20 protein-coding genes are annotated in these 19,767 nt (G+C 69.1%); 10 read left to right on the top strand and 10 right to left on the bottom strand.

Translation table 11 applies throughout. The features are described from left to right. Positions 1 to 174 precede the first annotated feature (174 nt). Positions 175 to 420 (bottom strand): DUF397 domain-containing protein, encoded by a 246-nt coding sequence (locus OG734_RS03205; RefSeq protein WP_330285932.1) that lies wholly within the window; start codon positions 418 to 420, stop codon positions 175 to 177. A gap of 3 nt (positions 421 to 423) precedes the next feature. Beyond that, on the bottom strand, positions 424 to 1,290 hold the full coding sequence (locus tag OG734_RS03200) for a helix-turn-helix domain-containing protein (RefSeq protein ID WP_330285931.1): 867 nt from the start codon (positions 1,288 to 1,290) through the stop codon (positions 424 to 426). Between the two features lie 255 nt (positions 1,291 to 1,545). On the opposite strand from OG734_RS03200, the gene OG734_RS03195 reads away from it, so the two are divergent. The 4 genes from OG734_RS03195 to OG734_RS03180 all read left to right on the top strand — a co-directional run bounded on the left by OG734_RS03195 (position 1,546) and on the right by OG734_RS03180 (position 5,311). Beyond that, positions 1,546 to 3,000 carry a hypothetical protein gene (locus tag OG734_RS03195; protein ID WP_330285930.1) on the top strand — a complete coding sequence of 485 codons (1,455 nt, stop codon included), beginning with the start codon at positions 1,546 to 1,548 and terminating at the stop codon, positions 2,998 to 3,000. Between the two features lie 242 nt (positions 3,001 to 3,242). Then, entirely contained in the window at positions 3,243 to 3,662 is a 420-nt protein-coding gene (locus OG734_RS03190) for an ATP-binding protein (protein ID WP_330285929.1), read from the top strand. Positions 3,663 to 3,705: 43 nt separating this feature from the next. Next, positions 3,706 to 4,278 carry a DUF6624 domain-containing protein gene (locus tag OG734_RS03185; protein WP_330285928.1) on the top strand — a complete coding sequence of 191 codons (573 nt, stop codon included), beginning with the start codon at positions 3,706 to 3,708 and terminating at the stop codon, positions 4,276 to 4,278. 58 nt (positions 4,279 to 4,336) lie between these two features. Then, on the top strand, positions 4,337 to 5,311 hold the full coding sequence (locus tag OG734_RS03180) for an SDR family oxidoreductase (RefSeq protein WP_330285927.1): 975 nt from the start codon (positions 4,337 to 4,339) through the stop codon (positions 5,309 to 5,311). A 7-nt stretch (positions 5,312 to 5,318) separates the two neighbouring features. Here the strand turns inward: OG734_RS03180 and OG734_RS03175 are convergent, their stop codons facing one another. Further along, a complete protein-coding gene (locus tag OG734_RS03175) occupies positions 5,319 to 5,888 on the bottom strand; it encodes a hypothetical protein (RefSeq protein ID WP_330285926.1) in 570 nt (189 codons plus the stop codon). 178 nt (positions 5,889 to 6,066) lie between these two features. On the opposite strand from OG734_RS03175, the gene OG734_RS03170 reads away from it, so the two are divergent. After that, positions 6,067 to 6,762 (top strand): L,D-transpeptidase family protein, encoded by a 696-nt coding sequence (locus OG734_RS03170; protein ID WP_330285925.1) that lies wholly within the window; start codon positions 6,067 to 6,069, stop codon positions 6,760 to 6,762. 35 nt (positions 6,763 to 6,797) lie between these two features. Here OG734_RS03170 and OG734_RS03165 read toward each other — a convergent pair whose 3' ends face one another. The 4 genes from OG734_RS03165 to OG734_RS03150 are packed head-to-tail and all read right to left on the bottom strand — an operon-like array spanning position 6,798 to position 11,305. Then, positions 6,798 to 8,000 carry a Gfo/Idh/MocA family protein gene (locus OG734_RS03165; RefSeq protein WP_330293547.1) on the bottom strand — a complete coding sequence of 401 codons (1,203 nt, stop codon included), beginning with the start codon at positions 7,998 to 8,000 and terminating at the stop codon, positions 6,798 to 6,800. Between the two features lie 47 nt (positions 8,001 to 8,047). Continuing rightward, a complete protein-coding gene (locus OG734_RS03160; RefSeq protein ID WP_330285924.1) occupies positions 8,048 to 9,403 on the bottom strand; it encodes an ABC transporter substrate-binding protein in 1,356 nt (451 codons plus the stop codon). 31 nt (positions 9,404 to 9,434) lie between these two features. Beyond that, the gene (locus OG734_RS03155) at positions 9,435 to 10,385 is read right to left on the bottom strand and encodes a carbohydrate ABC transporter permease (RefSeq protein ID WP_330285923.1); all 951 of its coding nucleotides are present in this window, start codon (positions 10,383 to 10,385) and stop codon (positions 9,435 to 9,437) included. A gap of 17 nt (positions 10,386 to 10,402) precedes the next feature. Then, on the bottom strand, positions 10,403 to 11,305 hold the full coding sequence (locus OG734_RS03150; RefSeq protein WP_330285922.1) for a carbohydrate ABC transporter permease: 903 nt from the start codon (positions 11,303 to 11,305) through the stop codon (positions 10,403 to 10,405). 171 nt (positions 11,306 to 11,476) lie between these two features. Between OG734_RS03150 and OG734_RS03145 the strand changes: the two genes are divergently transcribed. Beyond that, positions 11,477 to 12,637: an ROK family transcriptional regulator gene (locus tag OG734_RS03145; RefSeq protein ID WP_330285921.1), complete on the top strand. Its 1,161-nt coding sequence runs from the start codon at positions 11,477 to 11,479 to the stop codon at positions 12,635 to 12,637. Positions 12,638 to 12,746: 109 nt separating this feature from the next. Beyond that, positions 12,747 to 12,932: a hypothetical protein gene (locus OG734_RS03140; RefSeq protein ID WP_006380218.1), complete on the top strand. Its 186-nt coding sequence runs from the start codon at positions 12,747 to 12,749 to the stop codon at positions 12,930 to 12,932. A gap of 74 nt (positions 12,933 to 13,006) precedes the next feature. Here the strand turns inward: OG734_RS03140 and OG734_RS03135 are convergent, their stop codons facing one another. The 3 genes from OG734_RS03135 to OG734_RS03125 form a co-directional block, all read right to left on the bottom strand. Next, positions 13,007 to 14,374 carry a S1 family peptidase gene (locus OG734_RS03135; RefSeq protein ID WP_330285920.1) on the bottom strand — a complete coding sequence of 456 codons (1,368 nt, stop codon included), beginning with the start codon at positions 14,372 to 14,374 and terminating at the stop codon, positions 13,007 to 13,009. A gap of 149 nt (positions 14,375 to 14,523) precedes the next feature. Continuing rightward, positions 14,524 to 15,345: an SAM-dependent methyltransferase gene (locus OG734_RS03130; protein WP_330285919.1), complete on the bottom strand. Its 822-nt coding sequence runs from the start codon at positions 15,343 to 15,345 to the stop codon at positions 14,524 to 14,526. Positions 15,346 to 15,428: 83 nt separating this feature from the next. After that, positions 15,429 to 16,400, bottom strand: coding sequence for a hypothetical protein (locus OG734_RS03125; RefSeq protein ID WP_330285918.1), 972 nt, complete (start codon positions 16,398 to 16,400; stop codon positions 15,429 to 15,431). A 177-nt stretch (positions 16,401 to 16,577) separates the two neighbouring features. On the opposite strand from OG734_RS03125, the gene OG734_RS03120 reads away from it, so the two are divergent. Genes OG734_RS03120 through OG734_RS03110 form a run of 3 tightly spaced genes read left to right on the top strand, consistent with a single transcriptional unit; the run spans position 16,578 to position 19,764 of the window. Further along, positions 16,578 to 17,903: a sugar ABC transporter substrate-binding protein gene (locus OG734_RS03120; RefSeq protein ID WP_330285917.1), complete on the top strand. Its 1,326-nt coding sequence runs from the start codon at positions 16,578 to 16,580 to the stop codon at positions 17,901 to 17,903. After that, on the top strand, positions 17,900 to 18,823 hold the full coding sequence (locus OG734_RS03115) for a carbohydrate ABC transporter permease (protein ID WP_330285916.1): 924 nt from the start codon (positions 17,900 to 17,902) through the stop codon (positions 18,821 to 18,823). Before OG734_RS03120 ends, OG734_RS03115 begins: the two co-directional genes overlap by 4 nt. Then, positions 18,820 to 19,764, top strand: coding sequence for a carbohydrate ABC transporter permease (locus OG734_RS03110; RefSeq protein WP_330285915.1), 945 nt, complete (start codon positions 18,820 to 18,822; stop codon positions 19,762 to 19,764). The genes OG734_RS03115 and OG734_RS03110 overlap by 4 nt, the downstream gene beginning before the upstream one ends. Positions 19,765 to 19,767: the final 3 nt, after the last annotated feature.

Here is a 19,767-nt window from a genome sequence, read left to right as displayed (position 1 = left end):
CGGAGTGGTGCGCGCACAGTCGTGCGCGCGGTTGTGCGTCAACTCCCTCAGTGTGTACGGGACCTCGCCGCGGCGGCAGTGCACGTGCGGGTTGTCCGGTTGTGCGGGTGTGGTGGTGCGCCGTACGCGGGCCGCTCGCGCCCCAGGCGTACGGCGGGCGGAGGCGTCAGGCGATCAGGCGATCAGGAAGTCGGCCTGGCCCGACTTGGCGCCCTCCAGGAACGACACCATCTCGTCCCGGGAGTAGACCAGCGCCGGCCCGTCAGGGTCCTTGGACTGCCGGAACGCGACACTGCCGTCGGGCAGGCGCTTGGCTTCGACGCAGCTTCCGCCGTTGGTGCCGCTCCAGGGCTTGTGCCAGCCCTCGGAGCCGAGTTCGGACGCGGGCATGCCGCTGTGGACGGGGTTGTCTGTTGCCATGGTTCACAACTCCTTACGCAGTGCTGCCAGGATCTCCCTGGTCCGAGCGACCGGCTCCGCCTGCACGGACATCCGGTCCAGTACCTCCAGGTACGTCACAACGTCGGCGGGCTGGTCGAAGTACTGCGCGCCGGCGAGGCTCTCCGTGTAGACGACGTCGGGCAGTTCGGAGAAGCCGAAGCGGAAGTAGTGGAAGGGACCGAAGGCTCCGGGGTGCGGACCGGCGGCGAAGCGCATGATCTGGATCCGGACCTTCGGGAACTCCAACACCTCACTGAGGTGGTCGATCTGAGCCCGCATCACCTCGGCCCCGCCCACGGGCCTGCGCAGCACGGTCTCGTCCAGTACGGCCCAGACGGCGGGCGCCTCGGGCTTGTTGAGCAGATCCTGGCGCTTCAGCCGCAGGGCGACCCGGCGCCGGATGTCCTCGGGACTCGCGTTGGGGAAGCCGATGCGCAGCAGCGCGGCGGCATAGTCGTCGGTCTGCAACAGGCCGGGGACGTAGTGGGGTTCGTAGAGCCGGATGACGGTGGCTTCGCTCTCCAGGCTCACATAGGCGCTGAACCAGTCCGGCAGCACATCGCGGTACTTGTACCACCAGCCCGGCTGGTTGGCCTCCCTGGCGAGGTGGAGGAAGTCGTCGATCTCCTTGGCCAGGACACCGTAGGTGCGCAGCAACTCCTTCACGTAGGGGATGCGGAGGCCGACCTCGGCCTTCTCTATCCGGCGGACCGTCAACGGCGTGACCTCGATCGCCCGTGCGGCGTCCTCGAACGACACACCCGCCCGTTCCCGCAGATGCCTCAGACGCTTGCCGAGGACCATCCGAAGGACGGTGGGGGCACTTCCGCCTGAGCGGTTCTCGCTCACGTGGGACCTCCGGGGACCGCCGTCACAGCGGGCAGTGTGCCACGTCTTCGGTTGACACCGACAGGCCTTTGCGCTTCATTCTGAAATTATCAGAACGAAGGTTGCGAGCTGTGCCTGTCGGTCACAATAGTGATCGGGTGACCTGCCGCACATCGTGCGGTGGCGTCACCGAACCTCGTCCGTCCGCCGGGAAGTTGACGTCCCGGCAGAACAGGGCGGGTGCGAACCCCCACGACGACGTGATGCGAGACCTGGATGGCCGCCGTGACGAACGGACAACCGAGAAGCCCCGGCAAGGGCGCGGGCGGAGTCAACAAGGCGCTGGCGACCGCGCTCAAGGACGCCGGCTGCTCATACGCCTCACTCGCGCACCGCGTCAACGAACTGGGCCGCTGCCAGGGCGTGGACACCAACTACGACAAGGCGTCGGTCACCAGATGGCTCCAGGGCCAGCAGCCCCGGGGCGGCACACCCGAGTTGATCGCCGCCGTACTGTGCGAGCGACTGGCCCGCACGCTCTCCCCGGCGGACCTCGGATTCGTGCCCGAGCAGCAACGCCCCGTCGTGGGCAGGGCCCTCGTGTACGGCGACGACGTGGCGGAATCCCTGCACACCCTGGCGGAGCTCGGCTCCACCGACATCTCCCGGCGCACGCTCCTCGGCACGGTCCCCTTCGTTGCGGGCGCCCTGACGAATCCTCAGCGTGAGTGGCTGCTCTGGCTGCTGGAGAGCCCCGGCCCCACCGACGGAGTCGGGGACGCGGGTGGCGTCCGTCCCGTACCGGCCGCTGTGCCGCCTCCCGGCTGTGCCGGTCCCGTGGAGCAGGTCCACGCGATGATCGGCATGTTCGACGAGATGGACAACCACTACGGGGGCGGCGGGGTCCGCACCAGCATCGTGCACTACCTGACCACCGAGATCATCCCCATGCTCCAGCAGCGCGGAGTCGCCCCGGCCCCGCTGCGGGAACTGTTCGCCGCCGCGGCCCGCCTCGCGGCGATGGCCGGCTGGAGCTCGTACGACGCGGGGGAGTACGGGCTCGCGCAGCGCTACATGACCCAGGGGCTGCGGCTGTGCGCCGAGGGCCGCGACCGGGTGCTCGGCGGGCAGATCCTGGCAGGCCTGTCCCACCTGGCGACCAGCCTCGGCCGCCCCGACGAAGGTGTGTGTCTGGCCCGGGCCGGCCTCGCCACGGCAAAGGGTTCGGGCAGCCCGCTCGGCCTGATGCGCCTGTACGCCATGGCAGCCCGGGGACACGCGGCACTGGGCCGCGCCCGCGAGACCTCCGAAGCCCTGCGCGCGGCCGAGCAGCAGCTGGCCGCGAGCCGGGGAAGCACCGAGGAGTCCCCGTGGGTGCGCTTCCTGGACCACCACTACCTGGAGGCGGAATCGGCGGTGTGTTTCCGGGACCTGGGGTGGGCGGCACAGGCGGAGGACACCGCGACGCAGTCCGTACGCGCCCACGCCGACCGCCGTCGGCGCCAGGCGATCAGCCGCTCGGTGCTGGCGACGGCCCATCTGCAGCAGCACCGTCTCGACGAGGCGCTCAGCACGGCGACGGAGGCACTCGACGCGCTGAGCGGCGTCCACAGCGAACGCTCGATCCAGGCCCTGCGGGACTTCCGTGGCCGGCTCGCCCCGCACCGCGGGGAGCCGATGGTCCAGGAGTTCGAACGCAGATCGCGTCCGGTCCTGGGAGCGGTGGCGTAGCCGGCGCCACTACGCATATGCAACCGGACAACCCCCTCACCCCCTGGCCCGGCAGGCTCCCGGTGCTGTTGTCTTCGACAACAGCACCGGCGCACCGGAAGGAGTTCCGATGACGGCACCCACGACAGTCCCGCCACACTTACGCCGCCGTCACCGAACCTCCGTGGACCGGGCCGGACGGACCGCACGGAACGCCTGGACGACGTGGATGACGTTGACGTGGACTACATGGTGAGGCTCCCTTGATCTCCCTCAGCAGGCCCAGCCTGTTCCAGGTCGCGGTGCCCGCGCACCCTTCGTGCGCGGCCTCGGTACGGCGCACGGTCGCCGCGCACCTCACCTTCTGGCACCTGTCCCACCTGCTCGACGACGCCGTCCTCGCGACGGACGAGCTGTTCGCGAACGCGGTCTCGCACGCGGGCGCCGGCCCGGCCGACTCGGTCGCCGTCATGCTGGAACACACCGGGCACGAACTGCGCGTCACCGTCTCGGACCCCTCGCCCCTGCTGCCCCGGCCGCGCACGCCCGGCGCGGCGGCCGAGTCGGGGCGCGGACTGTCCATCGTCGCCGCACTCGCGGACGACTGGGGCACAGCGCCGCCGGACCCGGGCACCCCGGGCAAGAAGGTGTGGTTCTCGCTGGTCGTCGGAGAGAAGACGTGAAGGTCATCGGGGGCAGGAGAACGGTATGAGGAGCGCACCGCCCATGGAGACCGCACGAGGCCCGGCGGCCGATCCGCCACAGGCCGCCCTGGCCGCCGAACTGGTGCGCCGGGCCGAGGAGGACCAGCGGCTGACCCGGCTGGCCCGTGAGACGCCCACCGCGCTCAACCGGCACTTCGTCACCCGGTGCCGCGGTGCCAACGCCGACGCCCTGAGGGCGGTGGTGGCCCGCCGCGGCTGGCCGGAGGCCGGTCAGGTCGGCGAGCACGCCTCGACGGCGGCCCTGATGATCCTGCTGCACACCGCCGACCTCGGCTTCCAGCTCACCTGCCGCGATCTGATCGCGGAAGCCGTGGCGGACGGGGGCTGCCCGGCCGTGCACCACGCCTACATCGCCGACCACTGCGCGGTCGAGCTGGGCCAGCCGCAGTTCTACGGCACCCGCATCAACGCCAACACGCTCTGTCCGTACCCGATCCGCCAACCCGAGACGGTCGAGGAGCGCCGTCAGGACGTGGGCCTGGACCCGCTGGCGGAACAACTGCCCGCGCTGCGGCATGTCGTGAGCGGAATACCCGACAGTGGATGTCCGGTATCGGCGTCACCCTTGACGTGACGCCGGTCGGTGGGCCGCGTCGCTCAGGCTCGCGATCACGCACGGAGGAGACACGGACATGCCGAGGACGACGGAGAACCCCCTGGACGGGCAGCAGGACGAAGGGGCTCGGGGCGGGAAACTGGCGGGCAGGGTCGCCCTGGTCGCCGGAGCGACCCGCGGTGCCGGACGCGGTATCGCCGTGGAACTCGGGGCCGCCGGGGCCACCGTCTACGTGACCGGCCGCAGCACCCGGCAGCGACGCTCCGAGTACGACCGACCGGAGACCATCGAGGACACCGCCGACCTGGTCACCGAGGCGGGCGGCCACGGCATCGCCGTACCCACCGACCATCTCGACCCGGCGGCGGTCCGGGCGCTGGTGGACCGGATCGCCGAGGATCAGGGGGCCGACGCGCGACTCGACGTACTGGTCAACGACGTCTGGGGCGGCGAGAACCTCTTCGAGTGGGAGAGCCCGGTGTGGGAGCACGACCTCGACAACGGGCTGCGGCTGTTGCGACTCGCCGTCGAGACCCACGCCATCACCAGCCACCACGCCCTGCCCCTGCTGCTGCGCCACCCCGGTGGCCTGGTGGTGGAGATGACCGACGGCACCGCCGACTACAACCGCGCCAACTACCGGAGCTCCTTCTTCTACGACCTCGCCAAGTCGTCCGTCCTGCGCATGGGCTTCGCCCTCGGCCATGAACTCGGCCCGCGTGGCGCCACCGCGGTGGCGCTGACCCCCGGCTGGCTGCGCTCCGAGATGATGCTCGAACACTTCGGCGTCCGCGAGGAGAACTGGCGGGACGCCCTGGAGCGCGTCCCGCACTTTGCCATCTCGGAGACCCCGCGCTTCGTCGGCCGCGCCGTGACGGCCCTGGCGTCCGACCCGGACGTGGCCCGCTGGAACGGCGAGTCACTCTCCAGCGGTGGACTCGCCCAGGTCTACGGCTTCACCGACCTCGACGGCAGTCGTCCGGACGCCTGGCGTTATCTGGTCGAGGTCCAGGACACGGGGAAACCGGCGGACGCGAGCGGATACCGGTAGGGATACGTCAACCGCGGCCGGGCGTGCTTCCCGCGTCCCCGGTGCTCCCGGGGACCGGCAGGACCGGCCAGCGGGCCGAGTGGCCCGGTGGCAGGGCCAGGTCGTTGCGTACGGCCGCGTAGTAGCCCTCTCGTCCGGCCCGCTGGCGTTCCAGCAGCGCCTGCCAGGCTTGCGGATTCTCGGTCCGCTCCCGCAGGAACGCCTCCATGTCCAGCAGCGTGGCCACCCACTCCCGGGCCTTCGCGACCACTTCGGTGTCGCCCAGCAGAAGCAGGGCTTCCCCGTACGGGTCCCGGGCGAGGGTGGCCTCGGCGATGAGCGGTACCGCCTCCTCGGGCGTCAGGGGATGCGGATGCGGGTCGTTGCCGAGGCTCGCCGCGACCCGGTACGTCAGGGTGACGGACTTCTTGAGCGCCCGCGCGTAGTCCGTGTACACCGAGAGCCGCCGCTCCTCCCATCGCGCCTCCCGCTCACGACTGAAACGGACCCGGTCCCCTCGTACGACGGCCCAGTAGGAACCGAGCGCGCCGATGACGACGCCGATGAGAGCGGGGAGCTGCTGAATGAACGCGGACATGTCCGCACGGTATCCGTCCAGTTGATCTCCGGGACAGGCCACGGGAATGTCACTGTTTCGTCCCGGCCCGGGCTGCTCTACAACCGATGACCCGGAACGTCGGTCTAGCAGTCAGAGAAAGTTCATGACAACTTGCACGCAACACACGGCGCGCAGCACATAGGAGAGAGGCACCACCATGGGGGACGTACGCAGACGAGGTGCGGTAGCGCTCGGGATCACGGGGCTCGTGGCCCCGCTCGCGCTGGTGCTCGGCACCGCGCCGGCGCAGGCCGCGAGCTGCACGACGCAGACCGGCCCGTACCAGAAGAAGGTGGAGAAGTTCCTCGGGCGGCCCGTCGACGGAAGGCAGTCGAGCGGTGACTGCAAGGCCATCCAGGCCTTCCAGAACAAGCACGGCATAACCCCCAACCAGGGCTACGCGGGTCCCGTCACCTGGGGTGTGATGGACCTGATGCTGAAGCAGAAGGCCGTCGGGAACAAGCCCAACAAGGAAGGCAAGTGCCCGACGAACAAGGGCCGTATCGCCTGCGTCAACCTCACGCTCCAGCTGAGCTGGATCCAGGACGGCAGCCGTCTCGTCTACGGCCCGGTGCCGGTCCGCACCGGCCGCAACAACTACGAGACCCGCACCGGCCTGAAGAAGATCTACTGGCGGGACATCGACCACGTCTCGAACATCTACGACGTCCCGATGCCCTACAGCCAGTTCTTCGACGGCGGGCAGGCCTTCCACTCGGTCGGCCTCAGCATGTGGAACCCGCCGGGCTCGCACGGCTGCGTCAACATGACGAAGACGACCGCCAAGAAGTACTGGTCGCTGCTGAAGAACGGCGACGACGTCTTCGTGTACGGCCGCAAGCCGGGCACCTGAGGCACCCGGCCGTCCCTGGTCTCAGGCCCCTGGCGTCACGACTCGGGCGCGTCCCCGAAGTCCGGGATCGTCAGCCTCTCCCCGCCCTGCCGCGCCGAGTCGTGCGCCACGATGCCCGGCAGGGTGTAGCGGGCGGCCACCCATGCGTTCACCGACGGCAGGGTGCGGGTGTTGACCGCCGTCACGAAGTCGTCCACCAGGAAGTGGTGGCTGCCCTCGTGGCCGTTGTGCAGCTCGTCGAACTCCCTCGGCAGGCGCGAGCGGTCGTGCACCGGGGCGGAGCCGGACGTGAACGCGGCCCGCAGGTCCGGGGCGATGTGCTGGAGTGATGGATCGTCAGGAGCCATGGTGGGCTTGGGCTCCAGCAGTTCGCTGATGTCCGTGACCCCCTTCTTGTCCTGCCACAGAGCGACCGTGGCGAGCTGTTCCATGCTCGCCTCCGTACCGAAGAACCGGAACCGCGACTCCCGGATCTGCGAGGGGTAGCCGACGCGGCGGAACTCGTTCGTACGGAACGAACCGCCGCCCGCGACCTCGAACAGCGCGCTCGCGTTGGAGTAGTCGTTGCCGAACTGGCTGACCTCCTTGTCGAACACACCGTCGCCGCGTTCGTCCCGCACCCCGATCGCCGACACGCTCACCGCGTGCGTCTGCCAGGCGCCGAGCACCCCGCCCACCGAGTGTGTCGGGTAGAGGAGCGGGGGATAGCTGGCGGTCGCCTTCCAGTTCTCGCCGCCGCTGTACTGGTAGGCCTCGTAGAACCCGAGGTCCATGTCGTGCACGTAGTCGCCCTCGGCGTAGAAGAGCCTGCCGAAGGCGCCCTCGGCGATCTGGTTGCGGGCGTGGACGGTCGCCGGGTTGTACTGGCTCGTCTCACCCATCATGTAGGTGAGCCCGGTGGCCCGAACGGCGTCGATGATGGCGCCGATCTCCGCCGCGGTGACCGCCATCGGCACCGCCGAGTACACGTGCTTGCCGGCGCCGAGTCCCTGGAGGACCAGCGGCCCGTGCGTCCAGCGCTGGGTGAAGATCGCGACCGCGTCGACCGCCGGCGATTCCAGCATGGCCTCGTACGAGGGGAACGTGCCCGACAGGCCTTCCGTGGCGGCCAGTTGCTCCGCCCGCTCCGGCAGGAGGTCGGTCACGTACACCTCGCCGACGCCCGGATGGGCGAGGAACAGCTTGGCGAACTGGCCGGAGAACTGCCCGGCGCCCACGATGCCGAGGGAGAACGTCATGTTGTGCGTGCCCTTCTTGCGTTGTTCGACCGGTGGCTCGGGTGTCGTCACTGGTCGAGAATCAGGTTGATCTGGCTGTTGGTCCGGTCGAGGCTGGTCACGGACCTGCCGTTGCCGAAGATGTCCTGCATGGCCGGGTGCATCAGCGCGTACACGTCCGCCGCGTAGTTGGTGATCGGGTAGGAGAAGGTGGCGAACTCCTTCCCGCCCGCCTTCTCGCCGGCGACCGGCCGGGTGAACGCCGAGACGTCGATGCCCTTCTTCTCGTACGCGGCCACGGCGGCCTTTGTGCCGTCGGGTGTGGCCGGGAAGACGATCCCGTAACTGCCCACCGTCTGCTGGCACTTGGCGGATGCCAGGTAGGCGACCCACTTCTTGGCGCCGGCCATGTTGTGGGCGTCCTTGGTGATGGAGTCGGCGAGGCCGTTCATCATCGTCGCCCGCTTGCCCGTCGGCCCGGCCGGAGTGACGGCGGTGGCCATGTCCAGGTTCTTGAAGCCGGCGTACGACGAGATCATCCACGCGCCGTCGAACGCCGTTGCCGCCTTGCCCGACGCGATCTGGGTGTTGGCCTGGTTGGACTGGGAGTTGTAGTCCGTGAAGGGGACCATGTAGCCCTTCTTGGCCAGGCCGAAGTACCACTTGATCACCGACTGGAAGGTCTTGCTGTCGTACTGGTACTCGGTGCCCCAGCGCTTCTCGTTCGTGTAGGTCCAGCCCGCCGAGGCGGCGAACGTGCTCCACTGGGTCTGGCCGTCACCGTCGCCGCCGCCGTTGGTGGCGAGGCCGTACACCTTGACGTTGTTCTTGTCGAAGCCGGCCTCGTCGCCCCGTTTTCCGTTCTTGTCGACGGTGAGGTGCGCGATCGCCTTCTCGAAGGTGCCGCCGTCCTTCGGGTTCCAGGAGAGGTCGTTCAGCTGTGCGGCCGTGAGGCCGGCGGCCGTCGTCAGCTTCCGGTTGTAGAAGAGGGCGACGGTGTCCCAGTCCTTCGGGGCGCCGTAGCGGTGGCCGTCCTGGCCCATCCAGTTGGCGGCGAGGCCGGGTTGGTAGGTGGAGTCGTCGATGCCGAGGTCGTCGAGCGGTTCGAGGACCTTCAGGTCGGCGAACTGGCCGAACTTCTGGATGTGGTCGGTGAACACGTCGGGCTGGGTGCCCGCGATGAAGCCGGCGGTGAGCTTGGTCCAGTAGTCGTCCCAGCCCAGTTGCGTGATCTTCACCGTCAGGCCCGGGTTCTCCCGCTCGAAGTCCTTCGCGCAGGCCTGATAGGCGGGTTGCTGGTTGGCGTCCCACAGCCAGTAGGTCACCGTGTCCGCCGACGAGCCGGCCGCTCCGCCCTGCGCGCAACCGGTCGCGAGGGACAGCGCCAGGGCTCCGGTCAGTGCAACGACCGTACGAATTCGCATGTCCGTCCTCTCAGTTGATCAGTTGCCGCGGTCACTTGATGCCCGTGAAGCCGACGGAACTCACGATGCGGCGCGCGAAGCACCCGAACAGTACGAGCATCGGAAGCGCCGCGATCAGGGTCGCCGCCATCAGCCCCGACCAGTCGACGCCCGTCTGCGGGGTCTGTGCCCGGAAGATCGCCAGCGCCACCGTGAGCACGCGCGAACTGTCGCTGTACGACACCATCAGCGGCCAGAAGTAGTCGTTCCAGGCGGTGATGTACGTCAGGATCGCCAGCGTGAGCACCGGGGTGGACGCCATCGGCAGCAACACCCGGAAGAAGACGCGGACCTTTCCGGCGCCGTCGAGGAGTGCCGCCTCCTCGACCTCGCGCGGGATGTTCATGAAGAACTGGCGCAGGAAGAACACCGCGAACGGCGTCATGAACATCGTCGGCAGCGCGATCCCCAACAGGTTGTCCACCAGGCCGAGTTGCTTGATCAGGACGAAGTTCGGCAACAGGGTGAAGATCGCCGGAACCATCAGGCCCGCCAGGAACAGCCCGAAGACCGTGTCCCGGCCGCGCCAGCGCAGCCGGGCGAAGGCGTACGCGGCCATCGCCGAGAAGAAGATCTGGCAGCCGGTGATCAGGGTCGACACGACGACGGAGTTGAGGAGGTAGCGCCAGAAGTCCAGGCTGCCGCCCGCGCCGCCCTGCGCTATCGCCTCCTTGGTGGACTGCAGGCCGAGCGCCCGCTCGAAACCGCCCATGGTCGGATGCACCGGCAGGGGGTTCGCCGGGTCGGCGGCGAGGCCGGCGTTGGTGGACAGTGCGGTGCGCAGGATCCAGTAGAACGGCAGCAGGGTGACCAGCACGATCGCGGCCATCACCGCCCAGGCGGCGATCCGCCCGAGTGAGGGCCCGCGCCGCAGCGGTCGTACGGCCGTCTTGGCCGGTGTCGGGGTCGGTGCCGGTGCTGTCATGGTTGTCGGGGTTGTCATCGTGTCGCTCCTCCCGGTCAGCCGAGGTCGGTGTGGCCGGCCCGCGTGAGCCGGTACTGGAGGAAGGTGATCGCGCTCAGCACGACCAGCAGGGCCACGGACATCGCCGAGGCGTAACCGAACTGGAAGCGGCCGAAGGCGGAGCCGTAGATGTAGAACTGCAGGACGTTGGTGGCGTTCGCCGGACCGCCCGACGTCGTCACCGCGACCGTGTCGAACACCTGGAACGAGCCGATCACCGTCATGATCAGGACCACCGCGAGAACCGGCCGCAGCAACGGCATCGTGATGCGCCAGAACATCCGCCCCTCGCTCGCCCCGTCCACTTTGGCCGCCTCGTACATGTCGTTCGGGATGGCCTGCAGACCCGCGAAGAGCAGCAGCGCGGTGTAGCCGACGTGCCGCCACACGTTGATCAGCGCGATCGTCGGGATCGCCCAGGTCTCGTCCGCGAGGAACGGGATCCGGTCGAAGCCGAGGCCCGCGACGATCTCGTTGCCGATCCCGAGCTGGGTGTCGAGGATCCATAGCCAGACGATGCCCGCGACGACGTTCGACATCAGATACGGGGTGAGCACGATCCCGCGCAGTACGGCGGACTGGGTCAGCCGCTGCAGCAGTACGGCGATGGCGAGCGCCGCCACCGTCTGCACAGCGATGTTGATGGCGACGTACTCGACGGTGACCGTCAACGAGTCCCAGAAGATAGGGTCGTTGACCATCCGGACGTAGTTGTCGAGCCCCACCCATTCGGCCGGGGTCAGCAGGTTGAAGCGGGTGAAGCTCAGGTAGACGCCCCGCAGCGTCGGCCAGAGCAGGAACACCAGGAAGCCCAGCATCGCCGGGGCGACGAAGAGCGCGGCGAGCGCGCCGTCGCCGCGGGGTGGACGCACAGGAGGTCTGGTGGAGGCGACGGTCATGGAGAGACTCCCTCGTCTGCTCGTCGGCGGCTCGTCCTCGGGTCACTTACTTTCGTAGCGAAAGAATCCATCCGTCAAGATGTGGGTCAACATCTTTTTCTGGCCGGGAATCCCGACGTATGCTGGCCTGGTTAGTTCCATGGCAAAAGAAAAGACGGGGGTCTGATCGTCATGACCACACTGACCGACGGCTGGCCGCCGCTGAGCGCCGGTGAGCGCTCGGTGGCGATCGAGGTGCTCGTCCATGGCCCCCTGTCCCGTGCCGAACTGGCCCGACGACTCGACCTCTCCGCCGGCAGCCTCACCCGGCTGACCAAGCCGCTGCTCGAATCGGGACTCCTCGTCGAGGTGCCCGACGCCGGTTCCCCGGCCGAGGTGCGTCAGGGGCGCCCCTCGCAGCCGCTCGATGTCGTCGCCGAGTCCCGTGCCTTTCTCGGCTTCAAGATCACCGACGACATGGTCTACAGCGTCGTCACCACGCTGCGCAGCGAGGTCGTCGCCCGCCTCGACCGCCCCCTCGCCACCCACGACCCGGACCGAGTGGCCGACCTGATCGGCGAGATGGCCGCCGAACTGAGGGCCGCCCACCCGGCCGTGGCCGGCATCGGTATCGGTGTCGGCGGACGCGTCGAGAACCGCTCCGTGGTCGCCGACTCCGTCTTCCTCGACTGGTACGGCGTCCCGCTGGCCGCACTCGTCGAGGAACGCACCGGACTGCGGGTGGTCGTCGAGAACGACGTCACCTCGCTCGTCGAGGCCGAGAGCTGGTTCGGCGCGGGCCGCGGCCTCGACCGCTTCGCGGTCCTCACCATAGGGGCGGGCCTCGGCTACGGCCTGGTCAGCGGCGGCCGACGGGTGCAGTCCTCCGAGGACGGCCTGGGCATAGGGCGCCGCTGGATCGTCAACCCGAACGGCCCGCTCACCCCCGACGGGGAGCGCGGCAGTGCCATCTCGCTGCTCACCATCCCCAGCATCCGCTACCAGATCCGCGCCGCCACCGGCCACGATCTGACGTACGACGAGATTCTCGCCCGGGCCGCCGCCGGTGACCCCATGGCCGCCCGCGTCGTCGACGAGGCGGCCCGTGCCCTCGGCACGCTGATCGCCCAGATCGCCAACTTCGCGATGCCTCAGAAAATCCTGCTGGCCGGAGAGGGGGTCGGGCTGGTCGAAGCAGCCGGCGGCACGGTCGAGGAGAGCATCCTCGCCAACCGGCATCCGCTCGCGGACCCGGTCAACCTGGAGACCAAGGTCTCCGACTTCCACGACTGGGCGCGCGGGGCAGCCGTACTCGCCATTCAGGTGCTGGTACTGGGGGCGACCGACAGATGAACTCCGAGACCGGGAGCGGGAGCGGCGAGCGGTGGACGTGATCAGCAACACGGTCAGTAATGCCGGAACAGTCCGTATTAATCCAGTTGGCCTTCACTCGGAGCGGCATATGCTTCACAGCATGTCCACCACTCTTCAATCCGCCCCCGATCGCTCGGCAGCCGACGTCAACGAAGAGATCCGGGCCCTGTGGCTCCGGTCGGGCGGGATCCTCAACAGCGAGCAGCGGCTGACCTATCAGCAGCTCGTCGCCGAGTGGGCCGCGGTCTCCCCGCACCCCGGGCGCGACGCGTAACCACTTTTCGTTCGACGTCTGAACAGCAGGGCCGGGGCCGCGCGCAGCGCGTCAGCCCCGGCCTCTTGTGTTTCTCAGCTCCAGGTTGCCGAGTAGGACCGGCGGTAGTCCCTCCGGTCCTGTTCCACCCGGAACCATCGCGTGGCGACCAGGGCGATCAGACTGCCGCCCACGATCAACAGTCCCGGCCCCACGTTCTTCGGGTCCGCGAGCCTGTCCAGCAGCGCCTCCCCGGCGGAGCCACCTGTCACCGGCGCCACCGAGCCCGGCTGGGCGTCTCCGGGAGCGACGGCGCTCTGGGTGGCCGACGCGGACGGCGCCGGAGCGGCCGCCTGACCTGCCTGACCCGTCTGGCCGATCAACCGGACGTTGAGCGCGGTCAGCGCCTCGGTCACCGGCTCGAAGAACGTCGTACCGCCGCTCTTGCAGTCGCCATTGCCGCCCGAGGTGATCCCGAGCGCGATGCCCTCGGAGAACAACGGGCCGCCGCTGTCGCCCGCCTCGGCGCACACGGTGGTCTCGATCAGGCCCGACACCGTGCCCTCCGGGTAGTTGACCGTGGCGTTGAGTCCGGTCACCTTCCCGTCGCGCAACCCGGTCGTACTGCCGCTGCGGAACACCTTCTGGCCGACGGTCGGATCGGCCGCACCCGTGATGCGAACGCCCCGGCCATTGCCGATGGCGACGACATCGGCGCCGTCACCGGCCGAGCCGCCGTTGTACTGCACCAGCGAGTAGTCGTTGATCGGGAAGCTGCTGCTGATCGTCTTGCCGATCTCCGTCGAGCCCCCGGTGTCCGCGAACCACACCGAACCGTTGGGCCCGCAGTGACCGGCCGTGAGGATGAAGTCGGCCGACCCGTTGGTCACGTTGAAGCCCGCGGAGCAGCGCCCGCCGGTCGACAGGATCGGCTGCGCCGCGTTGATACGGGTGGTGAACGTGCCACCGCTCCGCTCCATGCGCACGGAACCGCCGAGGTCCTTGGCGACCGCGGACAGCTTGGCCCAGTCGGCGGCCGACACGGTGCTGTCGGCCTGGACGACCACCTCGTTCTTCGTGTAGTCGACCGCCCATGCCGTGCCTGCCACCCGCGGCGCCGAACGCAGCGTCTGCGTCGCCGACTTGAGGTCGTTCATGCTGTGGTCCACGACCTTGGCGCGGGCGCCCGCCTTCTCGACCTCCGCCGCCGCCTCGGCGTCGGTCACCGCGACGACCGGTTTCCCGTCGGCCGCGATCCAGCTGCCCGCCGTACGGTCGGTGCCGAGTTCGGTGACGAGGTCGCTGCCGGTGGTGCCGGCCGCCCGGGCGGAGCTGAAGGGCAGGTTGACTTGCGGCGGCTCGGTCGCCACAGCCTGGGTGACCATTAATCCGCCGAGGATGACTCCGCCGACGGCCGCCAGCCGTGTCGCTCGCCGGACGATCCGTCGTCGTGCGTGCCTCATCAATGGCTCCCGAACCCTGAACGCGCGGTGTCGACACCGCGGGGCCCTCCGGTCGTTGAGTGACCCTCACTTCCATACGTGGCGAGCGGCGTTCGTGTTCACCTCGTCCAAGATCCCGTTCGGGTCCCGCCGGCCGACGGCGGATCGCGTCAGGGCTTGCGGGCCACTCCGCAGTACATGGCGACCTCCGCCGGCTCGTCCTCCCCGGCGCGGAGTCCCTCCGGGCGCCAGTGCGAGCAGGACACGACGCCCGGCTCCAGGAGGTCCAGACCGTCGAAGAAACGCGCCACCTCCTCGGGGGTGCGCTGGGTCAGCCGGGGTGTGCCGTGCGCGTTCCAGTACCGGACCGCCGCGTCCACCTCGGCCAGCCCCGGGCCGGTGATGGTGTGCGACAGCACCAGATGGCTGCCCGGGGGAAGGGCGTCCAGCAGCCGTCGTACGACCCCGTGCGGATCCTCGTCGGCACCGAGGAAGATGACCACCCCGAGCAGCATCAGGGCGACGGGCCGGGTGAGGTCCAGGGTGCGCCCGGCCTGTTCGACGATCGCGTCGACGTTGCGCAGGTCCTCGTCGACATGGTCCGTACGGCCCTCGGGTGTGCTGGTGAGGAGGGCACGGGCGTGGACCAGGACGAGCGGATCGTTGTCCACGTACACGACCCGGGTGTCCGGCGCGATCCGCTGGGCCACCTCGTGCGTGTTGTCGGCGGTCGGCAGTCCGGTCCCGATGTCGAGGAACTGGCGTATCCCGCACGCGGTGACCAGATGACGCACGGCCCGTCCCAGGAAGAGCCGGTCCGCGCGGGCGTACTCGCTGATGCCCGGGTGCAGTTCACGGATGCGGTCGCCGGCCGCGCGGTCGACCTCGTAGTGGTCCCGGCCGCCGAGCCAGTAGTTCCAGATCCGGGCCGTGTGCGGCTGTCGCGAGTTGATCCGCGTATGAGACGACGGGGCCGGCGAGTTCTCGGGCACGGGGGCAGCTCCTGAGCACCTGCGAGAGAGTGTCAACCGGCAATCTAGACAAGGTTGTTGATGTTGGCGAGGGCTCTGACGGATCAGTTGCGAACGGGTGTGAAGAGCTGTTCCCGGCTGCGCTCGTCGCCCCACACGGACCGGGTGTCCACATACGGTCGCAGGAGCGCCGTGAGCGTCGCGTCACCGCGTCCGTTCAGCTCGTGGGAGGCGATGCTGCGGGCGATTCCGGCGAGAAAATCGGCCAGTTGGACCCGTGTGTCGTCCCGGGCGACGACGAGCCGCAGCCCGTCGATCCGCGCGGCGGCCTTGAGCCACTCGATGCGCTCCTCCGTCAGCATGTTCTGCCGGTCGTGCACGAGCACGACGGCCCGTCCGTCCGCACTCCAGTAGGCGGCCGTCCCCACGATCGCGGGCAGCAGCGGGTTCAGTACGGGGATCAGGGCGGGGGCGGCGAGCAGCCGGGCCCGGTGGTCCGCGGCCCGGGTGCGGGCGCCGCCGAGCAGCTTCAGTACGTCCGCCACGTCCCGGTCCCGGAGCTCCGGTGCCTGCTCGGCCAGGGCGTCCACCGCGCGGAAGAACGCGTCGACGGGCGCCCCGGGATCGGCGCCGGCCTCGCCGCGTACCCGGAGCAGGGCGTTGGCCGCCGCCAGGAACTGCTTCCACCGCTCGGCCCCGAAGGCTCCCGCGCCCGCACGGCAGAGGGGGACGGCGCCGGCCGGATCGCCCAGGAGCAGGTCGACGACCCGCTCCACCATGAAGAAGGTCTTCTCCGTGAGATGGACGTACGCGCGCCCGTGCAGTGGACCCGAGGGGGCGAGCAGCCACTCCAGGACCGCCCGGTGCTTCTCCCGCAGCAGATGGTTCGCCTTGTACTCCTCGGCGGGCGACCGGATCCGGTCGCGGATCTCCCGGATGGCCGCCGCCGCGGACTCCAGGGGGACGTCCACGCTGGCGTGCGCGAAGACGTCGGTGTTCCCGCCGGTCAGGTTCTCGCCGTCCGACCCCGACTCGTCGCAGGCGATCTCGACTTCCGTGTGCTGCTGCCGGGTCACACCGGCCAGCATCCCCCACCAGGTCCGTAGGAGCACCTGGTTATCGGGGCGGCGAAGGTGGTGTGACGTCCGTGAAAACTCCGAACCATGTCTTGACATACGGCTGAAACCGTTCGTAGCTTACAGCGATCATTTAGATTCGTGAAAGACGTTCACGGATATGAACGGAGAACTTCCATGGGCGATCGCCGACGAAGTCGCCGCCTGGCCGCCGTGCTCGCCGTCACGGGGCTCGCATTCGCAACGGCCGCCTGCGGAGCCGGTTCCGACAGTGCGGGTGGCGACCCGAACACGCTGGAGGTGTGGACCCGCAGCAACCCGGACGCCGCCGCCACCTATGAACGTGTCTTCGCCGCCTTCACCAAGAAGACCGGGATCAAGATCGACTATCAGCCGGTCATCAACTTCGACCAGCAGCTGCAGAGCCGCGCGTCCACGAAGGACCTGCCGGACGTCATGATCAACGACACGGCGCTCATGGGCAGTTACCAGAGTCAGGGGCTGCTCAAGGCCATAGCCCCGGACTCGATCGTCGGCCACGACCAGATCACCGCCAAGTCATGGTCCTCGACCGTGGGCATCGACGGCAAGCACTACGGCGTCCCCTACTCCCGCCAGGCCCAGACCCTGATGATCAGGAAGGACTGGCTGCGGAAACTCGGCCTCGAAGCGCCCACCACCTGGCAGGAGATGCTGAGCGTCGCCAAGGCCTTCGCCACCCGGGACCCGGACGGCGACGGCAAGGCCGACACCTACGGCATGGTCGTCCCCGGCAGCGCCCAGAACGGCTATGCCGCCTGGTGGGGCTCCAGCTTCCTCTGGCAGGGCGGCGCGAAGATCGTCGAGCCGGACGGCAGGGGCACCTATCGGCCGGCCATGGACTCGGCCGCCGCGGTGCACACCGTGACCTGGATGAAGGACAACCTCTTCTGCGGTGACAACGCTGTCACCCAGCCCGGCGCCCTGACCGCCATCACCTCCACCGCCACCAACTTCCAGGACGGCAACGCCGGGATGTACATGACCGGCCCGTACAACATCACCACCTTCGACCAGACCCTCGGCAAGGACAAGTACGAGGTTGTCCCGGCCCCGGCGGGCCCGGCAGGCGGCGACGTACTGGCCGACGGCGAGAACGTCTACTTCGGCGCGAAGACCGGAAAGACGAAGCAGGAGCAGGCACTCGCCGCCTTCCTCATCAGCCCCGAGGGCCAGAAGATCGCCATGACCGGCGAGAACCAGCCCGTCGTCCGCATCCCCGTGAACTCCACGCTGGACGCCGCCACGGTCCGCGACGACGCCCGCTGGAGCGTCGTGCAGAAGGCCTACGAGGACGCCTCACAGCAGTTTCCGAACGCGCCGGACTTCGCCCCCATCAAGCAGGACACCGCCGACAGCCTCAACGCGATCTTCACGTACTGCGGCGGTGACGTCGGCTCCCAGCTGAAGGAGCTCAACGAGACCCTCGCCGGTGACCTCAAGGACCAGGACCTGCTGAAATGACCGCTACCGTGACCACCCCCGCGGCGCGCGGGGCCTTCAAAGCGCGCAAGGTCTTCAACAAGAAGGCCCTCGTGCCCTGGCTGTTCCTCGCGCCGGGCCTGCTGCTCGCCCTCGTCTTCAAGTTCTGGCCGATGGCCAAGGGCGTCTGGCTCAGCTTCTTCGACGTCCGGCCCTTCCTCGGCGACCGGTGGACCGGCCTCGACAACTACACCCGGGTCCTGACCGACCACCGCTTCCAGGACGCCATCGGACACACCCTCGTCCTCGGCATCGGCCAGTCCCTCGGCGCCATCTTCCTCGGCTTCGTCCTCGCCCTGCTCCTGGAGGGCCAGGCCCGCTCACTCAAGATCGTGCGCACCGCCGTCTTCCTGCCCGCCGTCACCGCCACCGCGGTCGTCGGCGAGCTGTGGCGGCTCATGTACTACCCGACCTCCGACGGCCTGATCAACAGCGGCCTGAACTTCTTCGGGATCGGCCCCGTCCAGTTCCTCGACAACCCGGACCTCGCGCTGTGGTCGACGATGGCCATGGGCATCTGGATCTGGGCCCCGTACAACATGGTCATCATCATGGCCGGCCTCGCGGGCGTCGACCGCTCGCTGTACGAGGCCGCCGCGATGGACGGTGTCTCCCTCTGGCAGCGGCTGCGGTACGTCACCCTGCCGGCGATCCGCCCCGCCCTCGGTATCGTCCTCACGCTCGCCGCGATCCGCGGACTGCGCGTGTTCACCGAGGTCTACGTCCTCACCGGCGGCGGCCCGGCCGGGTCCACCGAGGTCTGGATGACCCGCGCCTACACCCTCGGCTTCACCCGCAACGACATCGGCGGCGCCTCCGCGGCCTCCGTCGTACTGCTCTGCGTGACGCTGCTGCTCACCGTCACGGTCAACTACTTCCGCAAGAGGGGAGACGTGCGATGAGCGCCCCTGCCATCGATCCCGTCCGGACGACGTCCCCGAAGCCGACCGCCAGGCGGTCCGGCAAGGACCGGCGGACCACCCCGGCCCGCTTCGACACCGCCCTCGGCTGGAACGACAAGCCGGGCGCCGCCTGGACCCTGAGGATCCTGCTCTGCGCGATCGCCCTGGGCATCTTCGCCGCGCCCTTCCTCGCGATCCTCTCGGGCGCCTTCACCAGGAACGCCAGCGGTTCTTCCCTCTCCTTCCTGCCGCACGACAGCACGCTGCTGAACTTCACGGTGGCCGGCGAGCGCGGCATCTGGGACTACTTCTCCAACTCGCTCGTCATAGCGGGCGGCGGCCTGCTGCTCCAGCTCGCGGTCTGCACCCTCGCCGCGTACGCGCTGGCCCGCCACCGCTTCCGCGGTCAGGCCCTCGTCCTGACCCTGTTCATGCTGACGATGATGCTCCCCGAGGAGGTCATCGCGATCCCGCTGTCGCTGGTCCTCGGCGACGTCCCGGTGGTCCACCTCGACCTCAAGGGCACCGTCTGGGGCGTCATCCTGCCGCTGGGCGCCTGGGGCTTCTCGGTGATGATGCTCACCGAGTTCATGAAGGACATCCCCGACGAGATCGAGGAGGCCGCCCGCCTCGACGGCGTCGGAGAGCTGCGCATGCTGTGGCAGATCGTGCTGCCGCTGTGCAAGCCGGCGCTCGGTGTGGCCGGTGTCCTCGGCTTCATCATGATCTGGGACCAGTACCTGCTGCCGCTGATCGCCGCCAAGGACCCCACCGACTACACGGTGACCGTCGCCCTGTCCGTCCTGCGCACCGACCCCGAGGTCGGCTCCGGGGTGGTACTGGCGGGCGCGGTCATCGCTCTCGTACCCAGCCTGATCGTCTATCTGCTCCTCCAGCGCTCGCTGGTCACCGGCATCGCCGCCGGTGCCACCAAGGGCTGACAC

It is taken from the genome of Streptomyces sp. NBC_00576 (genome assembly GCF_036345175.1).
Lineage (GTDB): Bacteria > Actinomycetota > Actinomycetes > Streptomycetales > Streptomycetaceae > Streptomyces.
Note: the sequence above shows the minus strand (reverse complement) of the source record. Positions and strands in the feature narration are given on the sequence as shown.